Here is a 15,104-nt window from a genome sequence, read left to right as displayed (position 1 = left end):
CGGCATTTCGGCAGAGCGCAGTGACCACTCTCCGTCGAACTATTGATCTTGCCCTCAAACTCCAACGATTGGAAGGCCTAGTAATTACTAGGAAGCCCTAGTACCTTGGTCCGCAGATCGAATGTCACCCCGTGTCGAGGAGAGCGCTCCATGAAGATTGTCGTATTGGCGAAGCAGGTTCCGGATACCTGGTCGGATCGGAAGATCGACCTGGAGTCAGGAATTTTGGACCGTTCCGCATCGGAGCCGGTGCCGGACGAAATCAACGAGCGGGCGCTGGAGAACGCGCTGGCGTTCAAGGACGAGAACAAGGACACCGAGATCGTGGTCGTCGCGATGGGGCCGGAGGATGCCACGAAGACGCTGCGGAAGCTGCTCTCGATGGGCGCCGACTCCGCAGTCCTGGTCTCAGATGCGGCCCTGGCCGGATCGGACATGGTCCAGACCGCACGGGTGCTGGCCGCCGCGATCGAGAAGGTCGGCGGAGCCGACCTGGTGGTCGCCGGCAATGAGGCCACCGATGGCCGCGGCGGGATGATCCCGGCCATGGTCGCCGAGGTGCTCGGCCTGCCGGTGCTGCCGGGCCTGGACGAGATCCAGATCGCCGCGGACCGGGTCTCCGGTGAGGCAGTGGTCGATGGCGGCGCGCTGCAGGTCTCCTCCGGCTACCCGGCGGTGGTCTCGGTGACGGAGAAGACGGCCGAGCCGAGGTTCCCGAACTTCAAGGGGATCATGGCGGCGAAGAAGAAGCCGCTGGAGAACTGGTCGCTGGCGGACCTGGGGATCCAGGCCGGCCCGGAGGCGGCGTCCGTCCGGTCGGTGATGGTCTCCGCGGCCGCCCGCCCGCCGAAGGAAGCCGGTCCGAAGGTCGCCGATGACGGCACCGCGGCAGCGCAGCTGGCCGAGTTCCTGGCGACGAACCGGCTCATCTGAGCCCGGCGCCCCTGATCTGACCTGTGAATCGCACGAGACTTTTGAGCTGAAGGAAGCACGCACATGGCGACTGTTGGAAATGTACTGGTCCTGATCGAGACGACCACCGAGGGGGCCCCGAAGTCCACGGCGGCGGGCCTGCTGGGGGCCGCTGCCGGCCTGGGGAACCCCGTGGCGGTGGCGGTAACCGCCCCCGGGGCGCCCGGGAACCTGGCCGCCGACCTGGGAGCGCTGGGCGCGGCTCAGGTCTACCTGGCCGAGTCGGAGACCGCGGCCACCGAGCTGGGCTCCGCCGCCGTCGGCGCCTTGGCCGATGCTGTGCAGGCCTTCTCGGCACCGGTCGTGCTGCTCTCGGCCACGAATGACTCCAAGGCGGTGGCCGGACGTCTGGCGATCGTGGCCGGCGGGTCCGTGGCCAGCGACGTCGTCGGCATCGCCTACGACGAGGAGGGCCAGGAGGTCATCGCCTCCCACGCCGTGTTCGGCGGGGACTTCACCACCGAGTCCACCGTCGAGGGCGGCCTGTTGATCGCGACCGTGCGCCCCGGCTCGATCGAGGCCCGCGCCGAGGCCGTGGCCGCCCCGGAGGTGACGACGGCCGCCGTATCCACGCAGGCTGCGAAGGGCGCCGTGATCGACTCGGCCAGCGAGGCCCCGGCCACCTCGGACCGCCCGGCGCTGCGGGGCGCCAAGGCCGTGGTCTCCGGTGGTCGAGGGGTGGGTTCGAAGGAGGCCTTCTCCGTGGTCGAAGACCTCGCAGACGTGCTCGGTGCGGCCGTGGGCGCCTCCCGTGCCGCAGTGGATGCCGGCTATGTCCCGCAGTCCTACCAGGTCGGCCAGACCGGTGTGACGGTGACCCCGCAGCTGTATGTGGCGCTGGGGATCTCCGGGGCGATCCAGCACCGGGCCGGCATGCAGACCTCCAAGACGATCATCGCGATCAACAAGGACGAGGACGCCCCGATCTTCGAGGTCGCGGACTTCGGGATCGTCGGCGACGTGTTCACCGTGGTCCCGCAGCTGATCGAGGAGATCGGCAAGCGCCGCAACTAATCCCCGCCGGCCCGCCGCCCGCAGAGCACCACGTTCTGTGGGCGGCGCTGGCCAGCGAAGGCTTTTTCCTCCCCGGCGCATCGGGCGCACCGTGATGATCCCCTCAGAAGGACTGAATAGCACCATGAGCAGCGAGCAGAAACCGGGACAGTCTCCGGCACGGCGCCGGATGGCCGGTTACACACCGCCGGCAGCGCAGTCCGCGGCGCCGGCCACCGAACACGAAGCCCCGGCACCAGCCGTGGCTGAGCCCGAGGCCACTGCTCCTGAGACACAGGTGCCAGAGCTGCCGACCGCGGCCCAGACCCCGACTCCCGCTGGGCAGGTGGAACCTGCCTCGGCGGCCGCGGCTCACCAGCCGGAGGAGACACCCGAGCCGGCGGCAACGGAGGCCTCCGCCCGGAAGCGCCGGATGGGCAGCGCCCCCGCTCCGGCTGCAGCCGCTGCACCCACTGCACCCGCAGCGCCGGCGGGTCAGGATGCGTCACCGGCCGGTCAGGATGCAGCGACGGCCCAGCCCGCCGCGGGTGAGCCGACGGCATACCCGGCCGCTGCGAACGCGCCGACGGCCTCGGCTGCTGGTGCGCCGAAGCGTCGCATGGGCGGCGCCCCCGCGGCCCAGGCCAGCACCCCGCCGGCACCGGCGTCGGATACCCCAGCGTCCGAGATCGGCGATGCGGCGGCCTCGAAGAAGCGGATGGGCGGGGCCCCGACGTCTGCCAAGACCCGCATGGGTGCAGCCCCGGCTACCGGGTCTGCTGCCTCCACAGCGGCTGCCTCATCTTCAACAGCCCCCGCCTCGACCGGCTCCGCGACGCCGGCCCCTGCAGCCTCCACCACAGCTCCCTCCGCCTCGACCACCGCATCCACCTCGGGAACCGCCGCCACGACCACGTCGGCCAACCGGCCGCCGTCGGGCACCGCCGGCACCCCGGGTCCGGCCGGTGCGGCGACCCCGCCGAAGCCGGAGCGCCCGTGGGTCAAGCCGGCGCTGATCATCGGCGGTCTGGTAGTCGTGGCCGTCGCCGTCGTGCTGGGTGCCCGCTGGCTGCGGACCCTGGAGGGTGTGCAGGAGTTCATCGCCACCTATGACGGTCATTCCACCCAGTTGGAGGCGGCCCCTGAGGGCATGCCCTGGTGGATGGGCTGGCAGCACTTCTTCAACATGTTCCTGATCGTGCTGATCATCCGCACCGGTCTGCAGGTCCGCAACGAGCGCAAGCCCCCCGGCTACTGGACGGCGAAGAAGGGCTCCTTCTTCTCCCCGAAGGGCAATACCCCCAAGAAGGTGTCCCTGACCCAGTGGCTGCACCAGTCCCTGGACGTGCTCTGGGTCCTCAACGGGCTCATCTTCATCATCCTGCTGTTCGCCACGGGCCACTGGATGCGGATCGTGCCCACGGACTGGGACGTGTTCCCGAACATGCTCTCCGGAGCCATCCAATACGCCTCCCTGGACTGGCCCACCGAGAACGGCTGGGTGAACTACAACGCCCTGCAGACGGTCGCCTACGGATTCACCGTGTTCATAGCGGCCCCACTGGCGATCCTCTCCGGGATCCGGTTCTCCACCTGGTGGCCGGACAACGCGGAGAAGCTCAACAAGATCTACCCGGTCGAATGGGCCCGGGCCACCCACTTCCCGGTGATGATCTACTTCGTGGCGTTCACGATCGTGCACGTGTTCCTGGTGTTCTTCACCGGGGCCTTGCGGAACCTGAACCACATGTACACCTCCCGCGACGTCGTGGACTGGTGGGGCCTGGTGATCTTCCTGGTCTCCTTGGTGGTCACCGCCGCCGCCTGGTTCCTGTCCAAGCCCCTGTTCACCACCCCGATCGCCGCCCAGATGGGCAAGATCTCCAAGTAACACGGCCAGTACCCCCACCGGTGCCCACCCGTGACCCGGGGCGGGGCCGGCTCACCAGCCACCCCGCGATCCGGGGTCGGCGCCAGACGAAGGACTGACAGCATGCTCCGCATCACCGATGACCAGCAGGCACTCGTGGACGCCGTCCGCGCTTTCGCCTCCGAGCGTATCGCCCCGCACGCCTTGGAGTGGGACGAGCAGAAGCACTTCCCGGTGGACGTCCTGGCCGAGGCCGGCGAGCTCGGCCTCGGCGGCATCTACGTGGACGAGGCGTACGGCGGTGCCGGGCTGGAGCGCAAGGACGCCGTCCTCATCTTCGAAGAGCTGTCCAAGGCTGACCCCGCCTTGGCCGCGTACATCTCCATCCACAACATGGTGGTGTGGATGATCGATTCCTTCGGCACGGACGAGCAGCGGGCGAAGTGGGTGCCGGAACTCGTCGGCATGCAACGCCTCGGCAGTTACTGCCTAACTGAACCCGGCGCCGGCTCCGATGCGGCCTCCCTGGCCACCCGCGCGGTCCGGGACGGGGACGACTACGTCCTCAACGGCGTCAAGCAGTTCATCTCCGGGGCCGGCACCTCCGAGTACTACGTGGTGATGTGCCGGACCGCGGACACGGGGTCCAAGGGCATCTCCACGGTGGTGGTCCACAAGGACACCCCGGGACTGTCCTTCGGACCGAACGAGAAGAAGATGGGGTGGAACACCCAGCCCACCCGGCAGGTGATCTTCGAGGACGCCCGCGTCCCGGTGGCCAACCGTCTCGGCGAGGAGGGCGACGGCTTCCACATCGCCATGAAGGGGCTCAACGGTGGCCGCATCAACATCGGTGCCTGCTCTCTCGGCGGGGGACAAGCCGCACTGGAGAAGGCGACCGCCTACCTCAAGGAACGCACCGCCTTCGGTGAGCCGCTGACCACCAAGCAGTCCCTGGTCTTCGATCTGGCAGACATGGCCACGAGCCTGGAGTCCGCCCGCACCCTCCTGATGCGTGCCGCCGACGCCCTGGACCGGAAGGACCCGGACACCGTCCGCCTGTGCGCCATGGCCAAACTCGTGGCCACCGACGCAGGGTTCGAAGCTGCCAACAAGGCCCTCCAGCTCCACGGGGGCTACGGCTACCTGCACGAGTACGGCATCGAGAAGATTACCCGCGATCTGCGGGTCCACCAGATCCTGGAGGGATCCAACGAGATCATGCGGCTGATCGTCGGCCGCATGCTGGTCGACGGCTGAGAGGAATCCATGAGCACCGACACGCCCACCGCTGAAACCGAACCCGAGGTCATCGTCCGCCGCGCGGGCCTCCTCGGGCACCTCATCCTCAATCGCCCGAAGGCGCTGAACTCGCTGACCCACGGGATGGTGCAGACCGTCCGGGACACGCTGGAGCAGTGGCGGGAAGACGACACCGTCGCGACCGTCCTGATCTCGGGTGCGGGGGAGAAGGGGCTGTGCGCCGGCGGGGACGTCGTCTCCCTCTACCGCGCCGCTGTGGACGGCCGCCCGGAGGTCGGGGACGCCTTCTTCGCCGACGAGTACGCCATGAACGCGCTGATCGCCGACTACCCGAAGCCGTACGTCGCCTTCATGGACGGCATCGTGCTGGGCGGCGGCGTCGGGATCTCCGCGCACGGCAACCAGCGCATCGTCACCGAGCGGACCCGGCTGGGGATGCCGGAGACCGGCATCGGCTTCTTTCCCGACGTCGGCGGGGCCTGGCTGCTGGCCCGCACCCCCTCACACCTCGGGTTGCACATGGCGCTCACCTCCGGTCACGTCACCGGAGCCGACGCCCTCGCTGCCGGCTTCGCCGACCACTTCGTCCCGGCCGAACGGTTGGAGGAACTGGCCGGGGCACTCGAGTCCACGGGCGCGGACGAGGCGATCGCCGCCGTCGTGGGGGAAGCCCCTGATGTCCCTCCCGCACCGCTGGCCGAGCACGTGCGGTGGATCGAGGCCTGCTACAGCGCGGACACCGCCGAGGAGATTGTGGCCGCGCTGCAGGCCGACGGCGCCCCGGAGGCCGCTACTGCGGCCGAGGCGATCCTGGGGAAGTGTCCGACGTCCGTGAAGATCACCCTGGATCACGTCCGCGGCGCGGCGCAGGCCCGCTCGGTGCAGGAGGTCCTGGCGGCCGACTACCGACTGACTTACCACCTGTTGCGGGCCCACAACTTCCCCGAGGGCATCCGCGCCCTGCTGGTGGACAAGGACCGCAACCCGCAGTGGGAGCCGGCCACGCTCGACCAGGTGACCGTGGACGAGATCACCGCCCTGTCCGCCCCCATCGAAGGCCGCGAACTCACCCTCTGACCCACAAAAGCCCCCGGACAACTGCCAGGAGAACTGCCATGACCGAGACCAGCCACCGCACCGACACCAGCGACACCCCAGCATCCACTGATTTCCTTCCCACCATCGCCTTCATCGGCCTGGGGAACATGGGTGGTCCCATGGCCCACAACCTCGCGGCCGCCGGATACCGCGTCATCGGGTTCGACCTGGTCCCGGAGGCGCTCGAGAAGGCGCGGGCGGCAGGCGTCGAGATCGCCGCCTCCGGTGCCGAAGCCGTGCGTAGCGCAGCGAGCGCGCCGCAAAGCCTCGTCATCACCATGCTGCCGGCCGGCCGCCACGTCGTGGGTGCCCTGAAGGGTTCCGACGGCTCGGACGGCCGCGATCCGGTCGAGGGCCTGCTGGCCGCAGCCGCACCCAACACCCTGTTCATGGACTGCTCCACCATCGCGGTGGAGGATTCCGTGGCGGTGCGCGAACTCACGACGGCGGCCGGGCACCGGGTGCTGGACGCACCCGTCTCGGGCGGCACGGTCGGGGCCGAGGCGGGCACGTTGGCGATGATGGTCGGGGGTGCAGCCGAGGACGTCGCCGAGGCCATGCCCGTGCTCGAGGTCGTCGGCAAGCGCATTGTGCACTGTGGTCCCGCCGGCAACGGCCTCGCCGCCAAAGTCTGCAACAACATGATCCTCGGGGCCTCCATGATCGCGGTGTCCGAAGCCTTCGTGCTGGGCGAGAAGCTGGGCCTGAGCAATGAGGCCCTCTTCGACGTGGCCTCCAACGCCACCGGCCAGTGCTGGGCGCTGACCACCAATTGCCCCGTCCCGGGCCCCGTGCCGACCTCGCCGGCCAATCGCGACTTCAAGCCCGGCTTCGCCGGCGCCCTGATGGCCAAGGACCTCGGGCTGGCCAAGAGCGCGATCGAGACGACTGGCATCGAGGGCCGCATGGGGCTGCTGGCCGAGGAGATCTACGCCGCCTTCGCCCAGGGGGAGGGCGGGACCAAAGATTTCTCCGGGATTATCGAGCTGATCCGTGAGCAGTCCACCCCGACGGCCTGATCTCCAGACGCCCGGACGCCCGGCCCCGGGCGCCCGCCACCAGACATCCGCCCCGCAGTCACCAGGAGCACCATGACCACCGCAGACAGCACCTACGAGACGATCTTGACCAGCGTCACCGGCCGCGTCGGGACCATCACGTTGAACCGGCCGAAGGCCCTCAACGCCCTGAACCTGCAGCTCACCGAGGAGCTGCTCGAGGCCGCTGAGGCTTTCGACGCGGATCCGGAGATCGGCGCGATCGTCATCACCGGCTCCGAGAAGGCCTTCGCCGCTGGAGCGGACATCAAGGAGATGGCCACCCGCACCTTCTCCGACGTCTACACCGCCGACCTGTTCGGGGCCTGGGACCGGCTCGCCGCGGTGCGCACCCCGGTCATCTCCGCCGTGGCGGGCCATGCCCTGGGTGGCGGCTGCGAGCTGGCGATGATCGCGGACATCATCATCGCCGCGGACAACGCGAAGTTCGGCCAGCCGGAGATCAAGCTCGGCATCATCCCCGGCATGGGCGGCTCCCAGCGGCTCACCCGGGCCATCGGCAAGTCCAAGGCCATGGAGATGGTCTTGACCGGACGCGTCATGAAGGCCGACGAGGCCGAGCGGTCCGGGCTCGTGGCCCGCGTGGTGCCCGTGGCGAATCTGCTCAGCGAAGTGCAGGAACTGGCCACCACCATCGCCGGGATGTCCAAGCCCATCGCCATGATCGCCAAGGAATCCGTCAACCGCTCCTACGAGTCCAGCCTCAGTGAGGGGCTGCTCTACGAGCGCCGGATGAACCACGCCTGCTTCGCCACGGACGACCAGAAAGAGGGCATGGCCGCCTTCGTCGAGAAGCGTGCGGCCACCTTCACCCATCGCTGAGACTACGACGCCGGCCTGCCGCCACAGGCAGTCGGCCCACCCACCGGCCCCAGCCCGCGCCGGGGCCCGGAAACGGACACGATTCCCCTGAGAGAAGGACCCCATGACTGAGATCATTCTGGACGATCGAGCGGCAGGCATCCTGGCCGGCGTCGAGCAATTGCTATGGATTGACGGCCGCGCCACCGAGGCCTCGACCGGGGAATGGCGCCCTGTGCGCAACCCGGCCCGGCGTGGTGAGGTCATCGGCCGGGTGCCGGCGGCCGGGGTCGAGGATGTCGACCGTGCGGTGGCGGCCGCGCGTCGGGCCTTCCCGGACTGGCGCAGCGCCCATTTCACGGGCCGGGCGAAGGCGTTGCTGGCCATCGCGGATGACATCGAGTCCGAGGCGGAGAAGTTCGCGCAGCTCACGGCCCTGGACACCGGCAACGCCCTGCGCTCCCAGGCCCGTCCCGAGGTCGCCACTCTCGTCTCCCTGTTCCGTTACTTCGCCGGTGTGGCCGGGGAGGCCAAGGGCGTCACCCTGCCCGCGGGGGATCAGCAGCTGCAGTACACCCGGCGTGAGCCGCTGGGCGTGGTGGCGTGCATCCTGCCGTGGAACTCCCCGCTGATGATCGCCGCGTTCAAGGTCCCGGCCGCCCTGGCCGCCGGGAACACGGTCATCCTCAAGGCCGCCGACGACGCGCCGCTGACCATCCAGTATCTGGCCCAGGTCTGCCAGCGGCACGTGCCGGCCGGCGTCGTGAACTCCCTGACCGGGCGCGGCTCGGTCATCGGCAACGCGCTGTCCACCCACCCGGGGGTGGACAAGGTCTCCTTCACGGGCTCCACCGAGGTGGGCCGCGGGGTGGCCGCCCAGGCCTCCGAGCGGCTGGCGCACCTGTCCCTGGAGCTGGGTGGCAAGAACCCGTCCATCGTGTTCCCGGACGCGGTCGAGGACGAGGGCATCCTGGACGGGCTGATGCTCTCCTCGCGCTTCGCCCGCCAGGGTCAGTCTTGCACCGCCGGCTCCCGGCTGTTCCTGCACGAGGACATCTATGACGAGATGCTCGAGAAGCTCGCCGCGCGACTGGGGGCGATGGTCGTCGGCGACCCGCTGGAGGAGGCCACGGACATGGGTGCGGTGATCAACCAGTCCCAGTTCGACCAGATCTCCGGCTTCCTCGAGGACGGCCGGAACCACCCGGACCTGACCACCGTGCTCGGTGGCTCCGCGCCCACCGAGGGGCCGCTGACCGAGGGCTTCTACCACGTGCCGACCATCTTCGGCGGGGCCCGGAATGATTTCCGGCTGGCCCAGGAGGAGATCTTCGGCCCCGTGCTGGTGGCGATCAAGTGGAAGGACGTGGACGAGGTCGTGAAGATGGCCAACGACTCCCACTACGGCCTGGCCGCCTACGTCTGGACGCACGACCTGGACAACGCCCTGAACACCGCGCACCGGATCGAGTCCGGGTGGGTGCAGGTCAACCAGGGCGGCGGCCAGGTCGTGGGCCAGTCCTACGGCGGGTACAAGCAGTCCGGGATGGGTCGCGAAGCCTCCCTGGAGGGCATGCTGGAGGGCTTCACGCAGATCAAGCAGGTCAACGTGAAGCTGCGGGGTTGAGGATGACGGACAAGAGTGCGGACAACACCCTGCCCGACGGCGGCGTGTCACCCGCTGCTGCCGGCGCGGCCAGCGCGGGACTTCCCTTGGCCGGGATCACCGTGATGGACCTGTCCCGGGCCCTGGCGGGGCCGTACTGCACGGCGCTGCTGGGTGACCTCGGGGCCGACATCATCAAGGTGGAGTCCGCCAAGGGCGGGGACTCCACCCGGTCCTGGCCGCCGTTCGAGGACGAGCACTCGCTGTACTTTGATTCCACGAACCGGAACAAGCAGTCGATCGCGGTGGACTTCTACTCGGAGCAGGGACGGACGCTGCTGTGGGATCTCGCGGTGTCCGCGGACGTGCTGGTGGAGAACTTCCGCCCCGGGGTGCTGGCGACCATGGGCCTGGACCCGGAGGCGCTGCGCCCGGCGAATCCCGGTCTGGTCATCGCCTCGGTCTCCGGGTTCGGGACCACCGGCCCGTTGGCCCAGGCGGCCGGGCTGGACCAGGTGGCCCAGGGGATGTCCGGGCTGATGTCCGTGACGGGCCCGGACGCGGACTCGCCCACCAGGGTGGGGGTCCCGGTGATGGATATCTACGCCGGCGTCTTCACCGCGGTGGGAATCTGCGCCTCGCTGGCCGGGCGGGCCGGCAACGGGGGGCAGGGCCACGAGGTGGGGACCTCCCTGTTGGAGGCGGGGCTGGCGGTCTCGGCGTTCCAAGGCCAGAACTACCTGTCCACCGGTGCCGTCCCGGTGCCACAGGGCAACAACCACCCCGTGCTCTCGCCCTATGGGGTCTTCAAGACCGCCGACATCCCGGCGATCATCGCGGTGGGCAATCAGGCGCATTGGAAGAAGTTCTGCGGAATCATCGGCGCCCCCGAGCTCGAGGAGGATCCGCGCTTCGCCCTGGGGCGTGATCGCTCGGAGCACCGGGCCGAGCTGACCGAGCTGATCGAACAGAAGCTGGTGCACCGGCCCGGTCTGGAATGGATCGAGGCGTTCCGCGCCGCGGGGATCCCCACCGGGCCCATCTACACCTACGCGCAGGCTTTCGAGGACCCCCAGGTGCAGGCCTTGGACATGGTGCAGACCGTCCAGCGGCTCGACGGCTCGGCGCTACCGCTGCTGCGCGGGCCGCTGAGCATCAACGGCACCGCCACCGGGGTGCGCAAGGCCCCGCCGGCCCTCGGCGAGGACACCCGGACCGTGCTCGAGGGGCTCGGGCTGGACGAGGGCCAGATCGCCGGCCTCGTCCAGGCGGGCATCGTGCAGGCGCACTCACCGGCGGGCGGTCGGCCGTGAGCGCGGGGACGGCACCCGGGACCACCGTGCCCGGCGGGACGGTGGAGATCTCGCAGCAGGGGGCCATCGCCACCGTGACCCTGTCCAACCCGGGGCGGCGCAACACCATGACGGAGGCCATGTGGCGGGCCCTGGAGCCGGCCTGCGCCCAGCTCGCCGATGACGGGTCGGTGCGGGCCGTCGTCGTGCGCGGGGGCGGAACGGACTTCTCCGCCGGGGCCGATATCTCCGATCTGCGGGCGATCCTGAAGGACGAGGACTCCGGGCATCACGACGGTGGCGCCGTGGCCGCCGGTGAGGCCGCCCTGGCCGCACTGCACAAGCCCACCATCGCCGCCGTTCAGGGCTACTGCCTCGGTGGTGCCTGGCAGATCGCAGCGGCCTGCGACATCCGGCTGGCCTCCTCGGCGGCGACCTTCGGGATCACCCCGGCCAAGATCGGGATCGTGTACCCGACCGCCGGGATCGAGCGGCTCGTGCGCATCGCCGGTCCGGCCACCGCCAAATACCTGCTGTTCAGCGGCGACTTCGTGGACGCCGAACGGGCCCGCGTCCTCGGCCTGGTCCAGGCGGTCCACCCAGCCGAGGACTTCTGGGACGAGGTGGACACGTTCGTGCAGCGGCTCGCGTCCCGGTCCCAGCTGTCCATCCAGGCCATGAAGGACATCGTGGACACCATCGTCTCGGCGGACGCCGGGGCCGGGGATGGGAGCGGGACCGAACTGCGGCAGGCCAGCGATCACTGGCAGCACCTGATGGCCACCGCCGGTGACGCCGAGGCCGGGGTCGGCGCCTTCCTGGCCAAGAGGACCCCAGAGTTCACCTGGAACGGCGGGCGGGACACCCAGCGGCGAACCAGGATGGGGGAACCCTCATCGTGACCCCTCCGCTCCAGCACGATCCCGTGGCGCAGGCTCACCAGAACTGGGTGGGCCACGGGTGGGGCGAGTCCGCAGACGCCATGGCGGCCGTGACCTCGCTGTTCCGCGCGCAGCAAATCCTGATGGCCCGGATCGACGCCGTACTGCGGCCTTTGGACCTGACCTTCGCCCGCTTCGAGATGCTCACCCTGCTGGGGTTCTCTCGGACCGGGGCGATGCCGCTGGCCAAGGCATCGAGCCGGCTCCAGGTCCATCCCACCTCGGTCACCAACACCGTGGAGCGCTTGGGGCAGGCCGGTCTCGTGGAGCGGCAGCCGCATCCCACGGATGGCCGGGCGAATCTCATCGCCATCACTCCACAGGGCCGCGACGTGGCACTGCAGGCGGCCCGGGAGCTTAACCGCGAGGTCTTCACCGACCTCGGTCTGCCCGCGGGGATGCTGACCGACCTCAACCGCATCCTCGGTGCCCTGCGCTTCGCGGCGGGGGACTTCGCCGAGCCCAGTGAGTTGATGGGCGGGATCACCCCGGACGCCGGATCCGGCATGATCCCGGACGCCGCTGCAGCTCCCCGCGCCGGGGCCGGCGAGGCGGCCAGGGAAGTCGCGCTTGGCCTGGGCGAGGAGGGGGCCGCCCTGCCGGTGCACACGCCGGACCAGACGGGGGACAAGCCCGCGCGACCTCGCAAGCGCAGGTTGCCGAGAGCATAAGGCATCATGCCGCCCAGCGGGCCCAAAGACACACCGCCGACTTGTTTTTTGAAACAAATAATGAGAAAATGAATTGGTCATTTTCCCGGTGGTCGGCTTCTGCTTGCCCCGGTGACATCTCGGTGTAAGCAACAGGAAGGTGCATCCCACCCATGCGTCTGGTTCCCGGTCAGTTTGTTGTCCATCCCCACCACGGCCCCGCGATCGTCCTCGATCGCCAGGTTCGGCAATTGAAGGGCAAGGACGTCGCGTATGTGGAACTGGAAATCCAGGACAAGGGCTTGCGCATCTCCGTTCCCGAATCGATGGTCAAGGACATCGGTGTCCGCGATGTCAGCAGCCACACCCAGGTCCGCAAGCTGATGTCCCTCCTGGCGAAGCCCAGCGAGTACGTCGAAGAGCAGTGGTCCCGCCGGCTGAAGGCGTTCCAGGAGAAGCTGGCGACCGGTGACCTGCCCCGCGTGGCCGAAGTGGTCCGCGACCTGCACCGCCGTCAGGCCGAGAAGGATCTGTCCATGGCGGAGCGCACCCTGTACCGCGATGCCGTGGAGATTCTCGCGGCCGAGGTCGCCATCGTCCTGGACATCTCCGTGGTCGAGGCCGAGGACGTCATGGTCCAGGCCATCGACGGCACGCCGCTGAAGGACCTGGGCTTGGACCGCGGCAAGGACTCCAAGCACGCCAAGCAGGCCGCCTGACAGGCTCTGCCCTCTGCCCTCTGCCCTCTGCCGTTTCGCCGCGGCCGTCAGCGGGCGGGGCGGAACACCGCTTCGGCCTGGACGAACGGCTTCCGCCGGCTGAGGTTCCCGACGTCGGGCCCGCCGGCCATCAGCTCGACGTCCACGATGCGCAGGGAGCGTCCTGCGTGGCGCACCCGGGTGCGCGCGGCGATGGTGCCCCCGGCGGGGGCGGAGGAAGAGGACTCGCAGCGACTGCAGGTCGAATCCCGCCCGGTCCGGCATGGCTTGCTGAGCCGCCAGTCCGGACATGATGGTCAGCGCCCCGCCGTGCACCGCCCCCTGGGGGTTCATCAGCTCCTCCTTGTCGGCAAATAGCGGACCGTCCTGGAAGCTGTCGGTCACGGAGGGGCGTTCGCCGTCGCCGGGCACGGAGCCGCCCTGCATTCCCATGAGCGAGGCCAGGGGCACCTCCGTCTCCGGACCGAGCGGAAGTGACGCCAGGCGCCTGTACTGGTCCGCTGTGGCGCCGGAGCTCGGGCCGACGCCCTGGAACCACCCCGTGGCGTGGACGTAGACCGTTCCGTCGGCGTCCTGCAGGTTGGCCTGGGCCATGCCACCCAGGGGATCGACGGCGCCCGCACTCGCCCAGGACTCCAGGACGGCCTCCTCGGCGGGGAAGGGGCGGCTGATGTTCAGCTGCAGCTCGGTGGTAACGATCCAGTCCAGGCCCGGAGCTGCCGCGCGGACGGCCCGGGCCAGGGTGTTGTCCAGGATGACGGCGGCGGAGAGCCCGCTGGGACGCCCCTCGAGATCCATGGACCAGGGTCCCGTCCTCAGGGTGCCCGTCCGCTCCCGCGCCCCTTGCTGCTGCGCCTCGAACAGTTGGACGCGCGTCAGTTGCTCGGTGCGGCCGAGCAGGTGAGGGCGTGCGGTGGTGGGAGACGCGGGAGGCGCAGGGGGCGAAGAGGTCGAGAAGGTCATTCCAGCAACCTAGCCCAGGCCGCCTCCATGCCGCCCTCCAGTCGTTGTGACCCGGTTCATATCATGCTAGCCTGGGGGTTGCAAAAATAACGGAATGATAAAGATCTCACGATGCCCGTTCGGCCCCGAAAGATTTGCCCGGGCAACCGCGTCAGCTATGGGATGCGGCGGCGTGTCGGACGGGGCGATACTCGGCGGTGAAAGAGCCCAAAACCGCGGAAATCCGCCCGACCGGGCTTGAAATCAGATTTCATCTCGTTAGGTTGGAGGGGATGGCAGATGATGCAGACACAGCACTGACCACCCGACCGACAGCCCCCGTGCTCCGCCCTCCGCAGACTGAGGACGGAGCCGCGTTGTGGCACATGACCAAGGATTCGAAGGTCCTCGACCTCAACTCGTCCTACTACTACCTGCTCTGGTGCCGGGACTTCGCTGACACCACCGTGATCGCGGAGATCGACGGCGAGCCGGCCGGCTTCGTTACCGGCTACCTCCGGCCCGATGCCCCCAGCACGCTGATGGTGTGGCAGGTGGCCGTGACCGAGGCGGCCCGAGGCCATGGACTGGCGTCCCGCATGTTGGACGAACTCGTCGCCCGCACCTCCGCCGAGGCGCTGGAGACCACCATCACGGATGACAACGCGGCCTCCCAGCGACTGTTCGCCAGCCTCGCCGAGCGCTTCGGAGCGGATCACCAGATCACCCCGCTGATCACCGCGGAGATGTATCCGGACGGACACGACACGGAATTTCTGCACCGCATCTCTCCCCTCGCGGACTAGTCACGCCGTCGACGCGTCGTAGCGCCGCCGGTGCCCAGCAGCGGTCGCGCCCTGCGGCCGGCCCGCCCGAGCGCGGCCCCTCCTTGAACCCAT

General features: G+C 69.2%; 14 protein-coding genes. 13 read left to right on the top strand and 1 reads right to left on the bottom strand.

The features are described 5' to 3' along the window. The first annotated feature begins 150 nt into the window (after positions 1–150). From AB0333_RS06830 to AB0333_RS06775, 12 genes are all read left to right on the top strand, one after another. Entirely contained in the window at positions 151–933 is a 783-nt protein-coding gene (locus tag AB0333_RS06830) for an electron transfer flavoprotein subunit beta/FixA family protein (protein WP_366217911.1), read from the top strand. 63 nt (positions 934–996) lie between these two features. After that, the gene (locus tag AB0333_RS06825) at positions 997–1,986 is read left to right on the top strand and encodes an electron transfer flavoprotein subunit alpha/FixB family protein (protein WP_366217910.1); all 990 of its coding nucleotides are present in this window, start codon (positions 997–999) and stop codon (positions 1,984–1,986) included. 124 nt (positions 1,987–2,110) lie between these two features. Further along, complete coding sequence (locus tag AB0333_RS06820) at positions 2,111–3,856, top strand: cytochrome b/b6 domain-containing protein (protein WP_366217909.1); 1,746 nt, start codon at positions 2,111–2,113, stop codon at positions 3,854–3,856. Between the two features lie 102 nt (positions 3,857–3,958). Beyond that, on the top strand, positions 3,959–5,095 hold the full coding sequence (locus AB0333_RS06815) for an acyl-CoA dehydrogenase family protein (RefSeq protein ID WP_366217908.1): 1,137 nt from the start codon (positions 3,959–3,961) through the stop codon (positions 5,093–5,095). Positions 5,096–5,104: 9 nt separating this feature from the next. Then, on the top strand, positions 5,105–6,175 hold the full coding sequence (locus tag AB0333_RS06810) for an enoyl-CoA hydratase/isomerase family protein (RefSeq protein ID WP_366217907.1): 1,071 nt from the start codon (positions 5,105–5,107) through the stop codon (positions 6,173–6,175). Between the two features lie 38 nt (positions 6,176–6,213). Further along, on the top strand, positions 6,214–7,215 hold the full coding sequence (gene mmsB / locus AB0333_RS06805) for a 3-hydroxyisobutyrate dehydrogenase (RefSeq protein WP_366217906.1): 1,002 nt from the start codon (positions 6,214–6,216) through the stop codon (positions 7,213–7,215). 72 nt (positions 7,216–7,287) lie between these two features. After that, positions 7,288–8,076 carry an enoyl-CoA hydratase gene (locus AB0333_RS06800; protein ID WP_366217905.1) on the top strand — a complete coding sequence of 263 codons (789 nt, stop codon included), beginning with the start codon at positions 7,288–7,290 and terminating at the stop codon, positions 8,074–8,076. A gap of 103 nt (positions 8,077–8,179) precedes the next feature. Next, on the top strand, positions 8,180–9,682 hold the full coding sequence (locus tag AB0333_RS06795; protein ID WP_366217904.1) for an aldehyde dehydrogenase family protein: 1,503 nt from the start codon (positions 8,180–8,182) through the stop codon (positions 9,680–9,682). 2 nt (positions 9,683–9,684) lie between these two features. Further along, positions 9,685–10,974 (top strand): CoA transferase, encoded by a 1,290-nt coding sequence (locus tag AB0333_RS06790; RefSeq protein ID WP_366217903.1) that lies wholly within the window; start codon positions 9,685–9,687, stop codon positions 10,972–10,974. Beyond that, on the top strand, positions 10,971–11,855 hold the full coding sequence (locus AB0333_RS06785; RefSeq protein ID WP_366217902.1) for an enoyl-CoA hydratase/isomerase family protein: 885 nt from the start codon (positions 10,971–10,973) through the stop codon (positions 11,853–11,855). Before AB0333_RS06790 ends, AB0333_RS06785 begins: the two co-directional genes overlap by 4 nt. Next, on the top strand, positions 11,852–12,565 hold the full coding sequence (locus tag AB0333_RS06780) for a MarR family transcriptional regulator (RefSeq protein WP_366217901.1): 714 nt from the start codon (positions 11,852–11,854) through the stop codon (positions 12,563–12,565). The genes AB0333_RS06785 and AB0333_RS06780 overlap by 4 nt, the downstream gene beginning before the upstream one ends. Before the next feature lie 152 nt (positions 12,566–12,717). Further along, on the top strand, positions 12,718–13,263 hold the full coding sequence (locus AB0333_RS06775) for a CarD family transcriptional regulator (RefSeq protein WP_366217900.1): 546 nt from the start codon (positions 12,718–12,720) through the stop codon (positions 13,261–13,263). A gap of 47 nt (positions 13,264–13,310) precedes the next feature. Here AB0333_RS06775 and AB0333_RS06770 read toward each other — a convergent pair whose 3' ends face one another. Then, the gene (locus tag AB0333_RS06770; RefSeq protein WP_366217899.1) at positions 13,311–13,439 is read right to left on the bottom strand and encodes a hypothetical protein; all 129 of its coding nucleotides are present in this window, start codon (positions 13,437–13,439) and stop codon (positions 13,311–13,313) included. Between the two features lie 1,059 nt (positions 13,440–14,498). On the opposite strand from AB0333_RS06770, the gene ectA reads away from it, so the two are divergent. Further along, a complete protein-coding gene (ectA, locus tag AB0333_RS06765; RefSeq protein WP_366217898.1) occupies positions 14,499–15,011 on the top strand; it encodes a diaminobutyrate acetyltransferase in 513 nt (170 codons plus the stop codon). The last annotated feature ends 93 nt before the right edge of the window (positions 15,012–15,104 follow it).

The organism is Citricoccus sp. NPDC079358 (assembly GCF_040702545.1).
In the GTDB taxonomy this organism is placed as follows: Bacteria; Actinomycetota; Actinomycetes; order Actinomycetales; family Micrococcaceae; genus Citricoccus.
This window is presented reverse-complemented; position numbering and strand designations above follow the sequence as displayed.

Bases quoted from the DNA above. Each gene is read 5' to 3' on its own strand.
- AB0333_RS06830 (WP_366217911.1), top strand. From the start codon at position 151: ATGAAGATTGTCGTATTGGCGAAGCAGGTTCCGGATACCTGGTCGGAT.
- AB0333_RS06825 (WP_366217910.1), top strand. From the start codon at position 997: ATGGCGACTGTTGGAAATGTACTGGTCCTGATCGAGACGACCACCGAG.
- AB0333_RS06795 (WP_366217904.1), top strand. From the start codon at position 8,180: ATGACTGAGATCATTCTGGACGATCGAGCGGCAGGCATCCTGGCCGGC.
- AB0333_RS06810 (WP_366217907.1), top strand. From the start codon at position 5,105: ATGAGCACCGACACGCCCACCGCTGAAACCGAACCCGAGGTCATCGTC.
- ectA (WP_366217898.1), top strand. From the start codon at position 14,499: ATGGCAGATGATGCAGACACAGCACTGACCACCCGACCGACAGCCCCC.
- AB0333_RS06800 (WP_366217905.1), top strand. From the start codon at position 7,288: ATGACCACCGCAGACAGCACCTACGAGACGATCTTGACCAGCGTCACC.
- mmsB (WP_366217906.1), top strand. From the start codon at position 6,214: ATGACCGAGACCAGCCACCGCACCGACACCAGCGACACCCCAGCATCC.
- AB0333_RS06790 (WP_366217903.1), top strand. From the start codon at position 9,685: ATGACGGACAAGAGTGCGGACAACACCCTGCCCGACGGCGGCGTGTCA.
- AB0333_RS06820 (WP_366217909.1), top strand. From the start codon at position 2,111: ATGAGCAGCGAGCAGAAACCGGGACAGTCTCCGGCACGGCGCCGGATG.
- AB0333_RS06775 (WP_366217900.1), top strand. From the start codon at position 12,718: ATGCGTCTGGTTCCCGGTCAGTTTGTTGTCCATCCCCACCACGGCCCC.
- AB0333_RS06815 (WP_366217908.1), top strand. From the start codon at position 3,959: ATGCTCCGCATCACCGATGACCAGCAGGCACTCGTGGACGCCGTCCGC.